An 18,482-nucleotide genomic window follows, 5' to 3' on the forward strand; every position below is an offset into this window, starting at 1 on the left:
GGGCCGGGGCTGGCACGCGTGCCCGGGCACCGGTCCGGCTCCCGGCCCTGTCCGGGCCTCCCGCCGTCACCCGAACGGCGGCCCTACCGGCCGGCAGCGTCGGCCGAGCGCGGCGAGCAACCGCACCCCCGCCGACGCGGCCTCCGGGACGGCGACCGGCGCCGCGAACAGCGTGCCGCGGTCCGCGGGCGGCGGCACCACAAGCGGAAGCACCGGCAGCAGCGCGGCGGCCAGCGCCGGAGGCGGAGGAGGCGGCCGCCCGCCGGCACGGCACCAGGCGGCGGCCACGTCCCAGCCGTGGACGACGAGCTCGACCGCGCCGGCCCGGTGGAGCAGGGTGGCACACAACGGCACTCCGGCCGCGAGCACCGGGTCCCGGCGGCCCCGCCCGCGCACGCCGTGTTCCCGGCCGGCCCGGCTCAGCGTCTCCAGCGCGACCAGCGCCCGCGTGACCGGCTCGCACGTCGGCCCACGCGGCTCCCGGCCGCGTCGTGTCGTCCCGCACGCCGTCGGCCCGCCGGCGCCGCCTTCCGCCGTCCCCTCCCCCCAGCGGCCCGGCGCGGCGGCCACCCGGCCGAGGACCAGCCCCTCCCGGAGCGCGGTGACCGACTCCTCCAGATGCTCCAGCAGCCGCCGGAGGTCCCATCCCGCGCATGGCGTCGGCGTCCCCAGCTCGTCCGGACGCACCGCCGCGACCGCCCGGGCCGCGTAGCCAGCGGCGAGCACCATCAGCCTGGGACCCGACGGGTCCGGCTCCGGGCGCTCGGGCGCGGACGGGCACTGCCGCTCGGCCACAAACGGCTCTGCGACGCTGTACCCCGCCGCAACCTGCCGGGTCACGGCGGGACTCGTCGTCACCGGGAGAAGCGGTGGGATCGCTCGGGGTGCGGACGGCTCCGGCCGGGGCGGTTCGAGAACGGGTACGTCGGCTCCTCGCGGCTCGTCGCGGTCACGGGCCGGTTCCTGGTCCCGGGCCCCTCACCGGGATGGACTCCCGGCGCCCGCCGAACTCATCGCCGCGCTCGGCACGACCCGCCGCCGCGCGCCCCCGTCGCGCTCAGTGCGCCATGGGGACGCGTACGCCCCGCTGCCAGACGTCCCGTACCAGCGGTACTCCCGGGCGGTACGCCAGATGGACGTGGCTGGGCGCCTCCAGCAGCACCACGTCGGCGGCGGCCCCTGGCGTCAGCCGGCCGACGTCCGTGCGGCGCAGCGCCGCCGCGCCGCCGGCGGTGGCGGACCACAGCGCCTCGTCGGGTGTCATGCCCATCTCGCGGACCGCGACCGCCACGCAGAACGGCATGGAACTGGTGAAGGACGAGCCGGGATTGCAGTCCGTGGACAGTGCGACGGTCACTCCGGCGTCCAGCAGCCGCCGGGCGTCGGGGTAGACGGCCCGGGTGGAGAACTCGCAGCCGGGCAGCAGGGTGGCGACGGTGGTCCCGTCGGCGAGCGCGGCCACGTCGGCGTCGGTGAGGTGTGTGCAGTGGTCGGCGGAGGCGGCGTCGAGCTCGACCGCGAGCTGGACTCCCGGGCCCTCGGTGAGCTGGTTGGCGTGGACGCGGGGGATCAGGCCGCGGGCCGCGCCGGCGGTGAGGATGGCGCGGGCCTGGTCGCCGTCGAAGGCGCCCTGTTCGCAGAAGACGTCGACCCACCGGGCGTGCGGGGCGCAGGCGTCGAGCATCGGCCCGGTCACCAGGTCGACGTAGCCGGCCGGGTCGTCGGCGTACTCGGGGGCCACGACGTGGGCGCCCAGATAGGTGACCTCGTCGGTGTGGGCGGCGGCGATGCGCAACGCCCTGGCCTCCTCCTCGACGGTGAGCCCGTACCCGGACTTGGTCTCCACGGTGGTGGTGCCCTGGCGCAGCATCTCGGTGAGATAGGTGGTGAGGTTCGCGGAGAGGGTGTCGTCGTCGGCGAGGCGGGTGGCGACGACGGTGGAGCGGATGCCTCCGGCGGTGTAGGGCCGTCCGGACATGCGGGCGTTGAACTCGGCGGTGCGGTCACCGGCGAAGACCAGGTGCGAGTGGCTGTCGACGAATCCGGGGATCACCGCCCGGCCTTCGGCGTCCACCCGCCGGTCGGCCGCGGGGGCGTCCGCGGCCGGTCCGACCCAGGCGACCTCGCCGCCGTCGAGCACCAGGGCGGCGTCCGTCAACAGCCCGAGCGGGCCGGCGCCGAGGTCGGGGTTGTTGGTGACGAGGCTGCCGATGTCGGTGATCAGCGTGCTGCCGCCGTCCGCCGGCGGTACGGGGCCGCCCTGGCGGCGGGTGTGCGGGCTGGGGTGGGTCGGTGACGTGTCCGGCATGTGGGGTTTCCTCGACTCGGCCTCGACGACGACGGCGGTGTTGCTCGGGTTGCTCGGGTTGCTCGGGTGGCTCGGGTGGCTCGGAGTGGGCGTGGGGGGTGCGGCTGGCGGCAGGACCCGGGACGACGGTACGGGCGGGGCGCGCCCTCTCCCCGCCGCCGGTTCAGTGGACCGCCCGGATGGCGGCGCGCAGCGCGGCCGGGACGTCCGGGACGAGCGTGTGGACGCCGTCGCGCACCACGTGCCGGCCGGCGACGACGGTGTGCCGCACGTCGGCGGCCGTCGCGGCGAACACGACTGTCTCCACGGCCAGTTCGGGCGGCGGACCGGCGGTGCGGACGGTGTCCAGCCCGACGGTGGTGAGGTCGGCGGGCGCGCCGACCGCGAGCCGGCCGGCCTCCGGCCAGCCGAGCGCGGCGTGGCCGTCGGCGGTGGCGGCGGTGAGCAGCTGGGCGGCGGACCAGTTGCCTCTGGCCCGACTGCGCAGCCGCTCGTCCAGTTCCATCGCGCGGGCCTCCTCCAGCAGGTCGACGACGGCGTGGCTGTCGCTGCCGAGACTGAGCGGGCTGCCGGCGCGTTGCAGGGCGACGGCGGGGCCGATGCCGTCGGCGAGGTCGCGTTCGGTGGTGGGGCACATGCAGACGCCGGTGGCAGAACCGCCGAGCAGGGTGATGTCGCCGCCGGTGAGGTGGGTGGCGTGGACGGCGGTGGTGCGGGGGCCCAACGCGCCGTGGTCGGCGAGGAGTTCGGTGGGGGTGCGCCCGTGCGCGGCGAGGCACGCCTCGTTCTCGGCGGGCTGCTCGGAGAGGTGGACGTGCAGCGGGGCGTCCCGTTCGGCGGCCCACCGCACGACCGTCTCCAGCTGGTCGGCGGGGACGGCCCGCACGGAGTGCACGGCGGCGCCGACGCGGGCGTGGCCGGTGCCGGTGAGACGGCCTGCCCGGTCCGCCCAGCCCGCCGCGTCGCCGTCGGAGAACCGCAGCTGCGGTCGCTCGGGGGCGGCGCCGAAGCCGGCGGAGAGGTAGCAGGTGTCCAGCAGGGTGATGCGGATGCCGGCCTCGGCGGCGGCGCCGATCAGCGCCTCTCCCATGGCGTTGGGGTCGGCGTACCGGGTGCCGCCGGGCGCGTGGTGCAGGTAGTGGAACTCGCCCACGCAGGTGATGCCGGCGAGCGCCATCTCGGCGTAGGCGGCCCTGGCCAGCTCGAAGTAGCTGTCCGGGGTCAGCTTCTCGGCGACCCGGTACATGACCTCGCGCCAGGTCCAGAACGAGCCGGGGCCCTCGTCGGCGCCGCCCGCGCTGACCGAGCTGCCGGCCTGCACATGGCCGCGCAGCGCGCGGTGGAAGGCGTGCGAGTGGGCGTTGGCCAGGCCGGGCACGGTCAGTCCGCGCAGCACCCGGGCGCCCGGCGGCGGGCCGGTCTGCCCGGTGGCCAGCGCGGTGATCACGCCGTGGTCGGTCTCGATCGCCACGCCTGGCCGGACGGCGCCGTCCAGCCAGGCGTGTTCGGCCCAGTACGTCACCGGCACGCCAGGTCCTCCAGTACGTCGGCGAGGGCGAGGACGCCGGCGACGCAGTCGTCCTCGGTGGCGTGCTCGGCCGGGGAGTGCGAGACGCCGGTGGGGTTGCGGACGAACAGCATCGCGGTGGGCACGACGGCGGAGAGGATGCCCGCGTCGTGTCCGGCGCCGGTGGGCAGGACGGGCGCGGGCCCGCGTTCGTCGCCGAGACGTGCGGCGAGCCGGTCCCGCAGGTCGTGGGTGAAGTCGACGACCGGGGTGAAGGACTCGCGGGTGACGGCGACCTTCACGCCGTCGGTCACGCCCTGTTCGACGGCCGACCGCTCGACGGCGCCGACGAGTTCGTCCAGGGTGCGCTCGTCGGCGGCGCGGGAGTCGAGCCAGCCGCGCACCAGGGAGGCGATGGCGTTGACGCCGTTGGGGTCGACCTGGACCTTGCCGAAGGTGGCGAGGGCGCCGGTCCGCTCGGCGTGGTCGCGGGCGGCGAGCACGGTGCGGGCGTAGGTGAGCATCGGGTCTCGGCGGTCGACGAGGCGGGTGGTGCCGGCGTGGTTGGCCTCGCCGTGGAAGTCGAACCGCCAGCGGCCGTGCGGCCAGATGGCGGAGGCGACGCCGACGGGGTGCGGGGTGTCGGCGAGGGCCCGGCCCTGCTCGACGTGGAGTTCCACAAACGCGCCGATGCGGGCGAGGCGTTCGGGGTCGGGGCCGATGGCCTCGGGGTCCAGGCCCGCGCGTTCCATGGCGGTCGTCCAGCTCACGCCGTCGGCGTCCCGTAGTGCGGCGGCTCGTTCGGGGCTGAGCTGGCCGGCGGTGAGGCGGGAGCCGGCGCAGGCCAGGCCGAACCGGGCGCCCTCCTCGTCGCCGAAGTTCGCGATGGCCACCGGCCGGGTGAACTCCGCCCCCTTCCGGCGGAGTTCGTCGAGCGCGGCGAAGGAGGACACCACGCCCAGCGGGCCGTCGAAGGCGCCGCCGTCGGGGACGGAGTCCAGGTGGGAGCCGGTGACCACGGCGTCGGTGCCGTCCGGGTCGCCGAGCCAGGCCCACTGGTTGCCGTTGCGGTCGACCTCGTAGGCGAGGTCGCGGGCCCGGGCCTGGGCCTGGAACCAGGCCCGGCAGTCGGCGTCCGCGCCGGTCCAGGCGAACCGGCGGTAGCCGCCGCTGTCCCGGTCCCGGCCGAGGGGCGCGAGGTCGCGCCACATCTCCAGGAAGGAGGCGCCGGTGGCGGGTGCGTGCGCGGTCACTCCGTCTCGCCGCCCTCGCGCATCGGGACCCGCACACCGCGCTCGGCGGCGACCTCGTCGGCCCGCTCGTAGCCGGCGTCGACGTGCCGGATGACACCCATGCCGGGGTCGTTGGTGAGGACGCGGCGGATCTTCTCACCGGCCAGCGGGGTGCCGTCGGCGACGGTGACCTGCCCGGCGTGGATCGAGCGGCCCATGCCGACGCCGCCGCCGTGGTGCAGGGAGACCCAGGATGCGCCGGAGGCCACGTTGACCATGGCGTTGAGCAGCGGCCAGTCGGCGATGGCGTCGGAGCCGTCCAGCATGGCCTCGGTCTCCCGGTAGGGCGAGGCGACCGAGCCGCAGTCGAGGTGGTCGCGTCCGATGGCGACCGGCGCGGAGAGTTCGCCGCTGGCGACCATGTCGTTGAAGCGCTCGCCGGCCTTGTCGCGTTCGCCGTAGCCGAGCCAGCAGATGCGGGCGGGCAGGCCCTGGAAGTGGACGCGCTCGCCGGCCATCCTGATCCAACGGGCCAGCGACTCGTTCTCCGGGAAGAGGTCCAGGATCGCGCGGTCGGTGGCGTGGATGTCCTTGGGGTCGCCGCTGAGCGCGGCCCAGCGGAAGGGGCCCTTGCCCTCGCAGAACAGCGGCCGGATGTAGGCGGGGACAAAACCGGGGAAGTCGAAGGCGCGGGTGTAGCCGGCCAGTTGGGCCTCGCCGCGGATGGAGTTGCCGTAGTCGAAGACCTCGGCGCCGGCGTCCTGGAAACCGACCATGGCCTCCACGTGGCGGGCCATGGACTCGCGGGCGCGCTGGGTGAAGTCGGCGGGCTTCTCGGCGGCGTAGCGGGCCATGTCGTCGAAGTCGACGCCGAGCGGCAGGTAGGCCAGTGGGTCGTGGGCGCTGGTCTGGTCGGTGACGATGTCGATGGGCGCGCCGGCGGCGAGCAGTTCCGGCAGCACCTCGGCGGCGTTGCCGAGCACGCCGATGGACAGCGGGCGGCGCTGGTCGCGGGCCTCGGTGGCCAGCTGGAGCGCGTGTTCGACGGAGTCGGCGCGCACGTCGAGGTAGCGGTGCTCGATGCGGCGGCTGATGGCGCGCGGGTCGCAGTCGACGCAGATGGCGACGCCGTCGTTCATGGTGACGGCCAGCGGCTGGGCGCCGCCCATGCCGCCGAGGCCGGCGGTGAGGGTGATGGTGCCGGCCAGGGTGCCGCCGAAGCGCTTGGCGGCGACGGCGGCGAACGTCTCGTAGGTGCCCTGGAGGATGCCCTGGGTGCCGATGTAGATCCACGATCCGGCGGTCATCTGGCCGTACATCGTCAGGCCGAGCTGTTCCAGGCGGCGGAACTCCTCCCAGTTGGCCCAGTCGCCGACGAGGTTGGAGTTGGCGATGAGCACGCGCGGCGCCCACTCGTGGGTGGTCATCACGCCGACCGGCCGGCCTGACTGGACGAGCATCGTCTCGTCGTCCTTCAGCGTGGTGAGGGTGCGCGCCATCGCGTCGAAGGAGCGCCAGTCGCGGGCGGCCTTGCCGGTGCCGCCGTAGACGACGAGCTTGTCGGGATGCTCGGCGACCTCGGGGTCGAGGTTGTTGTGCAGCATCCGCAGGGCGGCCTCCTGCTGCCAGCCCCTGGCGGTGAGGCCCGTGCCCCGGGCGGCCCGTACCGGTCGCGGTCCTGACGTGGCTGACGTGCCTGGCATGACGGCGTCTCCTCGCTTCGACTGATTCTATTCAGACACAATACGCAGTGAATAGAGCTAGTCAACACCGCCGCGGGGAACGGTCGCGCCACCGGCGCTTTCCGGCCGCGCCACCCTGCGGCGGCGGGACGGGCCGGGCAGCATTGGGGGCATGCCACCAAGCCCGGCGGGCCGTGACCACGCCGCCACAGCGCCCGCGCACAGCCTCGGGCGGCGCCGCGACCTCGCCGTCCAGGCGGCGGTCCGGCAGGGCCTGCTCGACCAGCGGCAGCCGGTCGTGGGACTGCTCGACGTCGCGGCGCTGCGGGAGCGCGCGGCCGCGCTGCGCGCCGCGTTCGACGACGTGACCGCCCCCGGCACCGCCACCCTGCACGCCTTCGCCGTCAAGGCCGCCTCCCTGGTGCCCGTACTGCGGCTGCTGCGGGACGCCGGGCTCGGCGCCGAGGTCGCCAGCCCCGGCGAACTCGCCCTCGCCCGCGCCGCCGGCGTCCCGCCCGAGCGGGTCGTCTTCGACTCCCCCGCCAAGACCACCGAGGAGCTGCGCGAGGCACTGCGGCTGGGCATCGCGGTCAACGCCGACAACCCGCAGGAACTGGCCAGGCTCGACGCGCTGGTCCCCGCCTGCGACCGCCCGCCGCCGATCGGACTGCGCGTCAACCCGCAGCTCGGCGCCGGCACCATCGGCGCCGTGAGCACGGCGACGGCCACCTCGAAGTTCGGTGTGGCGCTGCGCGACGCGGGGGCGCGCGAGGAGGTGCGACGCGCGTTCCTCGCCCGCCCCTGGCTCAACCGCCTGCACGTGCACAGCGGCTCACAGGGCGTGCCGGCGGAGCTGATGGCCGAAGGGGTCGCCGCCGGCCACGCCCTGGCCGAGGAGATCAACAGCGCCGCCGGCCGGCGGCAGATCACCGGGATCGACATCGGCGGCGGACTGCCGGTGGACTTCACCACCGACGACCCGGCCGAGGACTTCGCCGCCTACGCCGCACTGCTGCGCCGCCGCGTCCCCGGCCTGTTCGACGGCCGGTACACCCTGGTCACCGAGTTCGGCCGGGCACTGGCGGCCAAGGCCGGCACGGTGCTGGCACGGGTGGAGTACACCAAATCGGCCGGCGGGCGGGCCATCGCGGTCACCCACGCCGGGGCGCAGACCGCCGTGCGCACGGTCTTCGCCCCCGACGCCTGGCCGCTGCGGGTGCTGACCTACGACGCGTCGGGCGCCCCCAAGAACGCCGCGCGGACCGGCGCCGGTACCGTCGCCGCGAGCGTCGTGCAGGACGTCGCCGGGCCGTGCTGCTTCGCCGGCGACCTGGTGGCCACCGGGCGCGAACTGCCCGCGCTGGCACCCGGCGACCTGGTGGCACTGCCGGACACCGGCGCCTACTACTTCTCGACGCCCTTCGGCTACAACAGCCTGCCCCGGCCCGGCGTGTACGGCTTCGGCGTCGACCGCTCCGGGGAGGTCCGCTTCGCGACCGTGCGTCGACCGCAGAGCCTCGCGGAGATCGTCGCCGAGGCCGGCGGCGCACACGAAGAGGCGCTCACCGCCCTGCGGTGAGCGCCCCGGGCTCCGCGGCAGGTCCTCCCCCCGGCGGGTCGGGCGCTGCAGCCCTCCGCCGGCCCGCGAGTCGGTCGGGAGTCGGCCGCGAGCTGCGCCGGCGGTGGCCACGTGCAGCCGCTACGCCGCCGGACGGCATACCGGACAAGACCGGTGCGTCGATCGGCGACCGCCCCGTCACCGGCCGGCGGTCGAGCCGCTCAACGCACGGGCGGCGCACGGGTCGAGCTGTCGCCGGGCGGGGATCAGCCGGCCGTTTCGGCCGGACCCTCAGCGGGAGGCGATGACCCGGTCCGCGAGCACGTAGACGGTCTCCTCGCCGCAGGCGAAGGTCAGCGCGTACGCGCCCGACACCCCGGAGCCGCCGAGCAGCACCGGCGCCACGCCGTTGTCCAGTGCCCGGGCCAGCCGGTCGGCGGTCTCCCGGTGCCCCGGGGAGAGGCAGATGGTCGTCTCGTCGGCGAAGACGTACACGTCGAGCGTGCCCAGCGGGCCGCTGCGGACGTCCGCCAGCTCCGTGCGGCGCTCGGCGAGCAGGGCGAGACGGGCGATGGTGTGCTGGTGCTCGCCCGGCACGGTCGCCGCCTCCGGCGCGGCGGCGGGGGCGGGCACGACGGGGTCGCCGCTGAGCGAGAAGCGCGGGTCGGAGGGGTGGCGGCGGCGCGCGGCGGTCAGCTCGCCGCTCTCGGCGGGCGGCCCGGCGGAGGCCGCCGGCTCCTGCGCCTCGACGTCCTCGGGGCCGGCCTGGCGGGGCAGGAAGGCCCGGCCCTCGCCCGGCCCGCCACCGGCCTCACGACCGGCGGCGCGCTCGCCCGCCTCGTCGAGCAGGGCGTCGAGCAGCTGGGCGTCGACGTCGCTGACGCCGTATCCGGGGAAGCCGGGGTAGCCCGCGGAGTCCGGGTAGCCGGGGTAGCCCGGGTACCCGGCGTCGTCGTGCCCGGCGAGGCCGTCCGCCGCGTCCCTGGCCTCCTGGGCGGCCCAGAAGGCCCGTGCCTCGGCGAGTTCACGCTCCCGCTCCTCCGCGAGCGCGTCCGCGACGACGGACCTGACCTCTTCCAGGGCAGGGGTGTGCCGGGCGGCCGGCACCGAGGCGCGGGTGGCGAGAAGCTCCTCGCGCAGCCCCGAGACCTCGCGGCGCAGGCCGCGCACGCAGAGCGCGGTGGCGCAGGCGGCCACCGCGGCCACCACGACGGCCGGCAGCAGGATCAGGGTTATGGCGATCACCGACGTACTCCAGTGTTCGGACTTACGGGGGGACCTCTGGGTTCAGCGGTCTGAAGAATTACTACCGCAGCTTTACACGCGGCACCTGTCGAACAGGTCGAAAAAGGCCACAAATAGGGCGTAGAGCACGCTTTCCGCCTTGATCCATACCCCCATGAACAGGTAAAACGCCGAACCGAGGGGTCAAACATCACATCCTGAGCGAGCTTCCGCATCACCCCGGCATCACAAGTGACCCAGATAACATCCACGCGCTCCGGCGCACGTAATTCCTCACGTTGCGCACCGGCGCGAACACCGAACGTGCGAGCAACACAAAGGGGCGGAAACGTGAACACGTGTCCGCCCCTCGGTCCGCCGCCGCGCGGGCGCCGGAGCCGGTGTCAGCCCGGAGCTGTCAGCTCAGCCGCTCGATCACCATCGCCATGCCCTGGCCACCGCCCACGCACATCGTCTCCAGGCCGAACTGCTTGTCGTGCCACTGGAGGGAGTTGATCAGCGTGGTGGTCAGCCGGGCGCCGGTCATGCCGAAGGGGTGGCCCACGGCGATGGCGCCGCCGTTGACGTTCAGCCGGTCCAGGTCGATGCCCAGGTCCCGGTAGGAGGGGATGACCTGGGCGGCGAACGCCTCGTTGATCTCCACCAGGTCGATGTCGCCGATCGTCAGACCGGCCCGGGCCAGCGCCTGGTTGCTGGCCTCGACCGGGCCGTAGCCCATGATCTCCGGCGACAGGCCGGACACGCCGGTCGAGACGATCCGGGCCAGCGGGGTCAGGCCCAGCTCGCGCGCCTTGGTGTCGGACATGATCACCAGTGCGGCGGCGCCGTCGTTCAGCGCGCAGCAGTTGCCCGCCGTCACCAGGCCGTCGGGGCGGAACACCGGCTTCAGCCCCTCGACGCCCTCCATCGTCACTCCGGCGCGCGGACCGTCGTCCTTGCTCACCACCGTGCCGTCCGGCGTGGTGACCGGGGTGATCTCCCGCTCCCAGAAGCCCTCGGCGATGGCCTTCTCCGCCAGGTTCTGCGAGCGGACGCCGAACTCGTCCATGTCCCGGCGGGTGACGCCCTTCAGCCGGGCCAGGTTCTCCGCCGTCTGGCCCATGGCGATGTAGACGTCCGGCAGTTCGCCGGACTCGCGCGGGTCGGTCCAGCCCTCGCCGCCCTGCTCGGCGCGGGCGGCGGTGCGCGCCTCGGCGTCGGCGAACAGCGGGTTGTGGGTGTCCGGCAGGCCGTCGGAGGTGCCCTTCACGCTGCGGGAGACCATCTCCACGCCCGCGGAGATGAAGACGTCGCCCTCGCCGGCCTTGATGGCGTGCAGTGCCATCCGGCTGGTCTGCAGGGAGGACGAGCAGTAGCGGGTGATGGTGCAGCCCGGCAGGTGGTCCATGCCCAGCTGCACGGCCACCACCCGACCCAGGTTGTGGCCCTGCTCGCCGCCGGGCAGGCCGCAGCCCAGCATCAGGTCGTCGATGTCGCGCGGGTCCAGCTCCGGGACCTTGGCCAGCGCGGCCCGGATGATCTCGGTGGTCAGGTCGTCGGGACGGACGTCCTTCAGCGAGCCCTTGAAGGCGCGGCCGATCGGCGAACGGGCGGCGGAAACGATCACTGCTTCGGGCATGACGGCTCCAGAAGAGGGGAAGGCACAACTGTGAGGGAAGCTACCCGTGCGTAGCGCGCAGGTCACGGGGCCTTTGGTGTGATGCGGCTCGCAGCTCCCGCCCGGCCCCGACGAGGCCGACACGCACGGCCCCGCGACGGCCCGCTCGGCCGAACGACCGAATCACCCCTTCGCGCGGAACAAGAACGGGGCTTTCGCTCGTTCTGACCGGTGCACTACCGTGCGGTCTTTGCTAACCCATTACTCTGGTACGGAAGGCCGCGTCGTGTGGCCATGGAGGAGTGAGATGAGGAGTAGTAACCCGGTCTTCTCGCGACGGGGGTTCGGTCAAGGAGGCCAGGCGGGCTTCAACGCAGGCCCGCAGGCGCAGGCCGGGAATCCCTACGCTCAGGGCGCCCCGGCTGCCAACCCGTACGCGAACAACCCCTACGCCCAGCCGCAGCAGGGCGTCCCCGGCTACGCGCCGCCGACCGCCCCGCAGACCGACCGGATGACGATGGACGACGTCGTCTCCCGGACGGGGATGACGCTGGGTGTCGTCGTCGCGAGCGCCGCCGTCGCCTGGATGCTCAACCTGAACCTCGTGATCGCCATCGTGGCCGCGCTGGTCGCCATGGGTCTCGCGTTCTGGCAGTCCTTCAAGCAGGAGCCGTCGCCGGGGATCATCCTCAGCTACGCCGTGTTCGAGGGCGTGTTCCTCGGCGCGATGAGCAACTTCGTCAACCGGTTCGCGCCGGGCGCCGCCATGCAGGCGGTCCTCGGCACGATGGCGGTCTTCCTGGCCGTGCTGTTCCTGTACAAGACGCGGATCATCCGGGTCAACAGGCGCTTCACCCAGTTCGCCATCGCCGCCGGCATCGGCTACGCCCTGCTCTCTCTGGTCAACCTGGGCTTCGCCCTCTTCGGCGCCGGTGACGGCATGGGCTTCCGCACCGGCACGGTCGGCATCCTGATGGGCATCGCCGGCGTCTGCATCGGTGCGCTGTTCCTCGCGCTGGACTTCAAGTCCGTCGAGGACGGCATCGCCTACGGCGCGCCGCGCAAGCAGGCCTGGTTCGCAGCGTTCGGTCTGACCGTGACGCTGGCCTGGATCTACTTCGAGTTCCTGCGCCTCGCCTGGATCCTCAACAGCGACTGATCCCGCGCCGGATCGGTCACCGCAACGGGTGAGGGCCCGCGGACATCCGTCCGCGGGCCCTCACCCGTTGCGCCGGGGGTTTCCTTCTCCGTCCGGTATCCGTTCAGTACTTGCGCGCCGCGCGGCCCCGCCGCCGGTCGTGCTCGTGGATGATCGCCTTGGCGTGGCCGTAGGACAGGTCGTGCTCGCCGCGCAGCCAACCGACCTTCTCCGCGAACCGGTGCAGGGCCGGGCCCTCGTCCACCATGCGAAGCCAGTCGCCGACCGGGCGGCCGGTGCGGTCGGGAATGCGGGCGAGCAGCTTGTTGTGTGTCTCCTCGTCGAAGCCCTGGGACATCGGCGCCTCCGAAACGTTGGACTCCCGTCCCGCAACGGTGCCCGACCACCCCCGCCTTGGCAACAGTGCGCCAGGGGGCGCATAGGGTTACCGGCGTGCCCGACACCGCAGACGTGACCCCCCTCGTGACCGCCGTCGACCGGCTCGCCGACCGGCTGCGCGCCATGCCGCACAGCGCCCTGCGACGCGGCGCCGCCGCGCGGGGCCGCGTGCTCGCCACCGAACTCGCCCGGCGCGCCCACGTACTGGAGTCACCGGGCCGCCCCTGCCCTCCGCTGCCCGAGGCGGACGACTTCGCCGTCGGCGACCAACTCGCCGTCACCGGCCACGACCTGGCCGAAGCGCTGCGCGGCGCACCCGCCGACCAGCTCGCCGCCGCCCTCGCCCTGCTCGACGCCGCCGAAGCGGAGATCACCGCGAGCACCCGGATCGGCTGACAACCGGCCGCCGCCCGTGACCTTCCCGCCGCCCGGGTGATGGGACCGCCTGTACGGGGATCCGACACGCGGTCAAGGCGAGGAAACACATGAAGCTCCGCCGTTCCATGCTCCCGGGCGCGCTCGTCGCGGCCCTGCTCGTGCTGCCGCTCGCCACCACCGCGCACGCCGACGAGACCCACCACCACTCGCACAACGGCCCCCGGGTCTCGTTCCTCACCACCGGGCAGATCGACGACCCGCTGGAGGACGTGCTGGAACACCTCACCGTCCTCGGCCGCACCCACATCGTCGACTGAGGCGGGGATCCGGCGGGCGCCGGGCGCTACAGATCGAGGCGCTACTGGTCGAGGCCCTACTGATCCAGAAACAGGCCGCGTTCCGCGGCGCGGGCGTCGAACTCCTCCAGGCTGGCCTGCGCCCGGGGCAGATGGTCGCACATCGCCTCCAGCAGCACGCGGCCGAGCAGCATCGGCGCGCAGGCGGTGTCGAACACCAGCGAGGTACCGACGGCGGCCGGCAGCAGCACGTCCCCCGGCTGGGCCACCGGCGCGAACGCGCTGTCGGCCACGACCACCACACGCAGCCCGGCGTCCCGGGCCTGCGCCAGCGCGTCGGCGACCTCCCTCGGGTGTCGCGGCAGCGCGAAGCACAGCAGGGAGCTCGCGCCCGCCCGTACAGCGGCGTCGATGCGGTCGGCGAGCATCGTGCCGCCCTCGTCCAGCAGCCGCACGTCCGGGTGCACCTTCGCCGCGAAGTAGGCGAAGCCGCGCGCCTGCGCGGAGGCCGCGCGCAGTCCCAGCACCGGCAACGGGCGCGAGGCGGCGAGCAGTTCGGCGGCCTCGCCGACCGGCGCGGGGTCGGCGAGCTGCGCGGAGAGCAGCCGCAGGTTCTCGATCTCCGCCTCGACGGCCTGCTGGTAGGCGTTGGCCTGCCGGCCGCCGGGCTCGTCGGGGGCCTCGGGGCCCGCGCCCTCCCGCAGGTGGCGGCGCAGCGCGGGGTAGCCGTCGAAGCCGAGCGCGACGGCGAACCGGGTTACCGAGGGCTGGCTGACACCGGCGAGTTCGGCCAGCTCGACGCTGGACAGGAAGGGGGCGTCCTCCGCGCGCCGCACCATGCAGTGCGCGATCCGCCGCTGCGTCGGGGTCAGCCGGTGCCCCTCGAAGAGCTTCTGCAGCCGCGCGCCGGCGCCGCCCACACCGTTCACAAGTCCCCTCCGACCGAGCCATTCACCGAACCATGACTCTGCATGAATCCATGCAGAGGGGCAAGTGGGAGGTCCACTCGGGGGGCTAGCCCTACTGCCCCGAGGGCCGCCGCGACCTAGCCTGAATGTCATGAACACCCACGACGCCGAACTCCGCAAGGAGCTGGAGGCCACGCTCTCCACCCGCCGCGACCTCGGCCCCGAGTACGAGGCCGAGCTCGTCGACTCCTTCATGGCCAAGATGGACGGCCGCCTGGAGGCGATGGTCGACCAACGGGTCCGCCGCCAGCTCGCCGAGCGGCAGATGACCGTGGCCCGGGCAGCGGGGCGCCCCGACGCCGACGGGCCGCGCTTCGGCAGCTCGTTCGGGCTGGCGATGTTCTCGCTGATCCTTGCGGTGCCGCTGTCCGCGGTGGCGGCGGTCAACTCGGGGCTGCCCGGCCTGCTGGTCGCCTGGACGGGAATCGTCGGGGTGAACGCGGTGGTGGCCCACGGGCGGCTGTGGGGCGGCGACCGCCGAGGCGCCGCCAAGGACCAGGAGAGTTGGGACTGACGCGGGCTTACGGGGACCGCCGCACCCCGGCGCGGCGTCGCGCCGGAGCGGGACGGCGGCGGTCCCCGTAGGGCGTCGGACCGGGTGAGGTACCGGCCACGCCCGGCGGCACGTGGACTCCGGGAGCCGCTCCGAAGCCTCGGGCCGTCGTGTTCGGCCTCGCGCCGACACCTCCAAGGTGCCGCACGGGTGTTAACGCGCCTTTGCGGGGGCGTGACACTTCCGCTGCGAAGCGTCACACCCCCGTCCGAGATGCGTCACTTGGCCTGCTTGGCCAGGAACGCCAGCAGGTCCTGGCGGCTGACCACACCGGTCGGCTTGCCCTCGACCAGCACGATCGCCGCGTCGGCGCCCTCCAGCACCGCCATCAGGTCGGCGACCGGCTCGCCGGAGCCGACCTGCGGCAGCGGCGCGCTCATGTGCTTCTCCAGCGGGTCGCCGAGCCCGGCGCGGCCGGCGAACAGCGCGTCCAGCAGTTCCCGCTCGACCACCGAGCCGACGACCTCGGCGGCCATCACGTCCGGGTGGCCGGCGCCCGGCTTGACGATCGGCATCTGCGAGACGCCGTACTCCCGCAGCACGTCGATGGCCTGACCGACCGTCTCGTCCGGGTGCATGTGCACCAGCGACGGGATGTCGCCCTCCTTGTGCCGCAGCACGTCGCCGACCTGCGCGCCGGCGGTGCCGTCCTCCTCCAGGAAGCCGTAGTCGGCCATCCACTCGTCGTTGAAGATCTTGCTGAGGTAGCCGCGGCCGCTGTCCGGCAGCAGCACCACCACGACGTCCTCCGGGGTCAGCCGCTCGGCGACCTCCAGTGCCGCCACGACCGCCATGCCGCAGGAGCCGCCGACCAGCAGGCCCTCCTCCTTCGCGAGGCGGCGGGTCATCTGGAAGGAGTCCTTGTCGGAGACCGCGATGATCTCGTCCGTGACGTTCCGGTCGTAGGCGTCGGGCCAGAAGTCCTCACCGACGCCCTCGGTGAGGTACGGGCGGCCCGTGCCGCCGGAGTACACCGAGCCCTCGGGGTCCGCGCCGATGATCTTCACCCGGCCGTCCGAGACCTCCTTGAGGTAGCGGCCGGTGCCGGAGATCGTGCCGCCGGTGCCGATACCCGCGACGAAGTGCGTGATCCGCCCCTCGGTCTGCTCCCACAGCTCCGGACCCGTCGTCTCGTAGTGCGAGCGCGGGTTGTTCGGGTTGCTGTACTGGTCCGGCTTCCAGGCGCCCGGGGTCTCCCGCACCAGGCGGTCGGAGACGTTGTAGTACGAGTCCGGGTGCTCCGGGTCGACCGCCGTCGGGCACACCACGACCTCCGCGCCGTACGCGCGGAGAACGTTGATCTTGTCCGTCGACACCTTGTCCGGGCACACGAACAGGCAGCGGTAGCCCTTCTGCTGCGCCACGATCGCCAGACCCACCCCGGTGTTGCCGGAGGTCGGCTCGACGATGGTGCCGCCGGGCTTCAGCTCGCCGGAACGCTCCGCGGCCTCGATCATCCGCAGCGCGATGCGGTCCTTCACCGACCCGCCGGGATTGAAGTACTCCACCTTGGCCAGGACGGTCGCCCCGGTCGGCGAGGTGACGTTGTTCAGCTTGAGCAGCGGGGTGTTGCCGACAAGCTCGATCATGGACTCGTGATACTGCACAGTGGTCTCCGCGTTTTGGGGGCACCCGCGGTCGCGGGCCCGTACCAGCAGCCTATTGCGCGACGGGCCGACGTGACACGCGTTGCGCCACCGGGCGCGCGGGGCAACAAGCAGTTACGCGCGGACGGCGCGCTCGGGGGCCACACTGGTCCGTCCGGGCATCGAGGGAGGCGGGAGCGGCACCATGTCGAGGGCGACGGTTGCGCGGCGCATCGTGACGGCGGCGGCGTACGGAGGCGGCGGCATCGGCCTGCTCGGCGGAGCCGCCGTCGGACTGCTGGTGGCCGAGGCGCAGCTCGCCAGACGCCGCGTCGGCGGCTCCGACGACGTACCGCCGGCCGCCGACGGCCTGTACGGCACGGCGTTCGACCTGCTCGGCGCCCAGCGCGCGCTGCTGCTCGGCTTCCTCGGCGACTCCACGGCCGCCGGGCAGGGCGTCCACCGGGCACGGCAGACGCCCGGCGCGCTGCTCGCCTCGGGGCTCGCCGCCGTCGCGGAACGCCCCGTGGAGCTGCGGAACGTGGCGCTGCCCGGCGCCAAGTCCGACGACCTGGAACGCCAGACGAGCATGCTGCTCGCGGACCCGGACCGCACCCCCGACGTGTGCGTCATCATGATCGGCGCCAACGACGTCACCGGCCGCATGCCGCTGGCGCAGTCCGTGCGGCACCTCTCCGAGGCCGTGTCCCGGCTGCGCGCCGCCGGCTGCGAGGTGGTCGTCGGGACCTGCCCCGACCTCGGCTCGGTCGAACCCGTCGGCCAGCCGCTGCGGTGGCTGGCCCGCCGCCTCAGCCGGCAGCTCGCCGCCGCCCAGACGATCGCCGTCGTCGAGCTGGGCGGCCGCACGGTCTCCCTCGGCGACCTGCTCGGCCCCGAGTTCGCGGCCAACCCCAGGGAGCTGTTCGGTCCCGACAACTACCACCCGTCCGCCGAGGGCTACGCCACCGCCGCCATGGCCGTCCTGCCCACGCTGTGCGCGTCCCTCGGGCTGTGGCCGCAGGCCGAGGAACGGCCGGAGAGCCGGCGGGAGGGACCCCTGCCGGTGGCCCGCGCCGCCGCCAGGGCAGCCCAGCAGGGCGGCACGGAGGTCGCGGCCGCCAGCCGGGGCCCGTGGGCGCTGCTGCGCCACCGCAGGCGCCGCCGCGTCAACGCCGAGGACCCGGAGCCCACCACCACGTCGCCCGTCGGCGCCGCGCAGGGAGGGGACAGCACCCCCGGGGACGAGGACGGCCCGGAAGGCGGCGGCCACGCCCACCCGGAGCCGGTGCGCCCGCGCACCTGAACCGGCGCCGAGCCGCTACCCGTTCGGCCGCCCGCCCAGCGACGCCGCGAGGCGGGCGGCGGTCCGCTCTCCCGCGCGCTGTCTGACCAGGCCCTCCTTGGCCGCCGCCCGGAGTCTGACCGTCGAACCGCCCGCCTCGCCGCCCGCGGTCACCCTCGCCGTGACCACCACGGGGTTCAGCCCGGCGACGCCCCCGCCGGTGACCACCCGCAGCAGCACCCGGTCGCGGCCGGGCTCGGCGGCCAGGAACTCCACCGGCCGCCGCCCCTCCCCCTCGAACACCGCGACAACCCGCCTCACGGCCTCGTCGAACGGCAGCGGGAGGTGGACGTCCGTCTCGTGGACGTTCTTCCGCATCAGCCGTGCCACGAGCCCGGTCAGTCGCCCGCTCCCCCCGCTCGCGGCGCCCAGCGCGGCCAGTTCCTCCGCCAGGATCCGGTCCTCCGCCAGAATCCGGTCCTCGGCCAGCATCTGCTCCTCGTCCGCGTCCACCCGTCCCACCCCTCACCGCCGGAGCCGCCGTCGGGCGCCATCAAACCAGCCGGCGCCGACAACCGGCCCGGCGTCGCGCGGCCCGCGCCGACCAGGGCCCGCGACGCGGACGGGGCGGGCCGTCACCGGCCCGCCCCGTCGCACTCCCGCCCAGCCGGCGACCGCTACTCCGACTTGATCGCGGCCAGCATGTTCATCCGCGCCGCACGGCGGGCCGGCCACCGCGCGGCAAGCACGCCG

17 protein-coding genes are annotated in these 18,482 nt (G+C 74.2%); 6 read left to right on the forward strand and 11 right to left on the reverse strand.

All coding sequences use genetic code 11. From position 1 onward, the window contains the following. Positions 1 to 66: 66 nt before the first annotated feature. The 5 genes from GL263_RS06490 to hutU form a co-directional block, all read right to left on the reverse strand. A complete protein-coding gene (locus tag GL263_RS06490) occupies positions 67 to 840 on the reverse strand; it encodes a maleylpyruvate isomerase N-terminal domain-containing protein (protein ID WP_323379272.1) in 774 nt (257 codons plus the stop codon). 217 nt (positions 841 to 1,057) lie between these two features. Then, entirely contained in the window at positions 1,058 to 2,308 is a 1,251-nt protein-coding gene (gene hutI, locus GL263_RS06495) for an imidazolonepropionase (RefSeq protein WP_182854618.1), read from the reverse strand. A 163-nt stretch (positions 2,309 to 2,471) separates the two neighbouring features. Continuing rightward, positions 2,472 to 3,836, reverse strand: coding sequence for a formimidoylglutamate deiminase (locus GL263_RS06500; RefSeq protein WP_182854619.1), 1,365 nt, complete (start codon positions 3,834 to 3,836; stop codon positions 2,472 to 2,474). Beyond that, entirely contained in the window at positions 3,827 to 5,026 is a 1,200-nt protein-coding gene (locus GL263_RS06505; protein WP_182854631.1) for an allantoate amidohydrolase, read from the reverse strand. The genes GL263_RS06500 and GL263_RS06505 overlap by 10 nt, the downstream gene beginning before the upstream one ends. A gap of 38 nt (positions 5,027 to 5,064) precedes the next feature. After that, positions 5,065 to 6,750, reverse strand: a complete 1,686-nt coding sequence (gene hutU / locus GL263_RS06510) for a urocanate hydratase (protein WP_182854620.1) — start codon at positions 6,748 to 6,750, stop codon at positions 5,065 to 5,067. A 151-nt stretch (positions 6,751 to 6,901) separates the two neighbouring features. Between hutU and GL263_RS06515 the strand changes: the two genes are divergently transcribed. Next, entirely contained in the window at positions 6,902 to 8,308 is a 1,407-nt protein-coding gene (locus tag GL263_RS06515; protein WP_182854621.1) for a type III PLP-dependent enzyme domain-containing protein, read from the forward strand. A gap of 270 nt (positions 8,309 to 8,578) precedes the next feature. Here the strand turns inward: GL263_RS06515 and GL263_RS06520 are convergent, their stop codons facing one another. Beyond that, positions 8,579 to 9,532, reverse strand: a complete 954-nt coding sequence (locus GL263_RS06520) for a hypothetical protein (protein ID WP_182854622.1) — start codon at positions 9,530 to 9,532, stop codon at positions 8,579 to 8,581. Between the two features lie 397 nt (positions 9,533 to 9,929). Next, a complete protein-coding gene (locus GL263_RS06525; RefSeq protein ID WP_182854623.1) occupies positions 9,930 to 11,150 on the reverse strand; it encodes an acetyl-CoA C-acetyltransferase in 1,221 nt (406 codons plus the stop codon). Between the two features lie 286 nt (positions 11,151 to 11,436). Between GL263_RS06525 and GL263_RS06530 the strand changes: the two genes are divergently transcribed. Then, on the forward strand, positions 11,437 to 12,288 hold the full coding sequence (locus GL263_RS06530) for a Bax inhibitor-1/YccA family protein (RefSeq protein WP_182854624.1): 852 nt from the start codon (positions 11,437 to 11,439) through the stop codon (positions 12,286 to 12,288). 103 nt (positions 12,289 to 12,391) lie between these two features. Here the strand turns inward: GL263_RS06530 and GL263_RS06535 are convergent, their stop codons facing one another. Next, the gene (locus GL263_RS06535; protein ID WP_143649698.1) at positions 12,392 to 12,625 is read right to left on the reverse strand and encodes a DUF4287 domain-containing protein; all 234 of its coding nucleotides are present in this window, start codon (positions 12,623 to 12,625) and stop codon (positions 12,392 to 12,394) included. Positions 12,626 to 12,720: 95 nt separating this feature from the next. On the opposite strand from GL263_RS06535, the gene GL263_RS06540 reads away from it, so the two are divergent. Both GL263_RS06540 and GL263_RS06545 read left to right on the forward strand, forming a co-directional pair. Continuing rightward, positions 12,721 to 13,062 carry a hypothetical protein gene (locus GL263_RS06540; protein WP_438947923.1) on the forward strand — a complete coding sequence of 114 codons (342 nt, stop codon included), beginning with the start codon at positions 12,721 to 12,723 and terminating at the stop codon, positions 13,060 to 13,062. An 89-nt stretch (positions 13,063 to 13,151) separates the two neighbouring features. Continuing rightward, entirely contained in the window at positions 13,152 to 13,361 is a 210-nt protein-coding gene (locus GL263_RS06545) for a hypothetical protein (RefSeq protein ID WP_182854625.1), read from the forward strand. A 56-nt stretch (positions 13,362 to 13,417) separates the two neighbouring features. Here the strand turns inward: GL263_RS06545 and GL263_RS06550 are convergent, their stop codons facing one another. Beyond that, the gene (locus GL263_RS06550; protein ID WP_438947924.1) at positions 13,418 to 14,269 is read right to left on the reverse strand and encodes a MurR/RpiR family transcriptional regulator; all 852 of its coding nucleotides are present in this window, start codon (positions 14,267 to 14,269) and stop codon (positions 13,418 to 13,420) included. Between the two features lie 130 nt (positions 14,270 to 14,399). On the opposite strand from GL263_RS06550, the gene GL263_RS06555 reads away from it, so the two are divergent. Further along, positions 14,400 to 14,822: a hypothetical protein gene (locus GL263_RS06555; RefSeq protein WP_182854627.1), complete on the forward strand. Its 423-nt coding sequence runs from the start codon at positions 14,400 to 14,402 to the stop codon at positions 14,820 to 14,822. A 257-nt stretch (positions 14,823 to 15,079) separates the two neighbouring features. Here GL263_RS06555 and GL263_RS06560 read toward each other — a convergent pair whose 3' ends face one another. Continuing rightward, positions 15,080 to 16,468, reverse strand: a complete 1,389-nt coding sequence (locus GL263_RS06560) for a cystathionine beta-synthase (RefSeq protein WP_182854628.1) — start codon at positions 16,466 to 16,468, stop codon at positions 15,080 to 15,082. Between the two features lie 184 nt (positions 16,469 to 16,652). On the opposite strand from GL263_RS06560, the gene GL263_RS06565 reads away from it, so the two are divergent. Beyond that, positions 16,653 to 17,750: an SGNH/GDSL hydrolase family protein gene (locus tag GL263_RS06565; RefSeq protein WP_182854629.1), complete on the forward strand. Its 1,098-nt coding sequence runs from the start codon at positions 16,653 to 16,655 to the stop codon at positions 17,748 to 17,750. A gap of 15 nt (positions 17,751 to 17,765) precedes the next feature. On the opposite strand, the gene GL263_RS06570 is transcribed toward GL263_RS06565, so the two are convergent. Then, a complete protein-coding gene (locus GL263_RS06570) occupies positions 17,766 to 18,242 on the reverse strand; it encodes a hypothetical protein (RefSeq protein ID WP_323379273.1) in 477 nt (158 codons plus the stop codon). Positions 18,243 to 18,482 lie beyond the last annotated feature (240 nt).

Origin of the sequence: Streptomyces durbertensis, from assembly GCF_014156695.1 — a bacterium.
Lineage (GTDB): Bacteria > Actinomycetota > Actinomycetes > Streptomycetales > Streptomycetaceae > Streptomyces > Streptomyces durbertensis.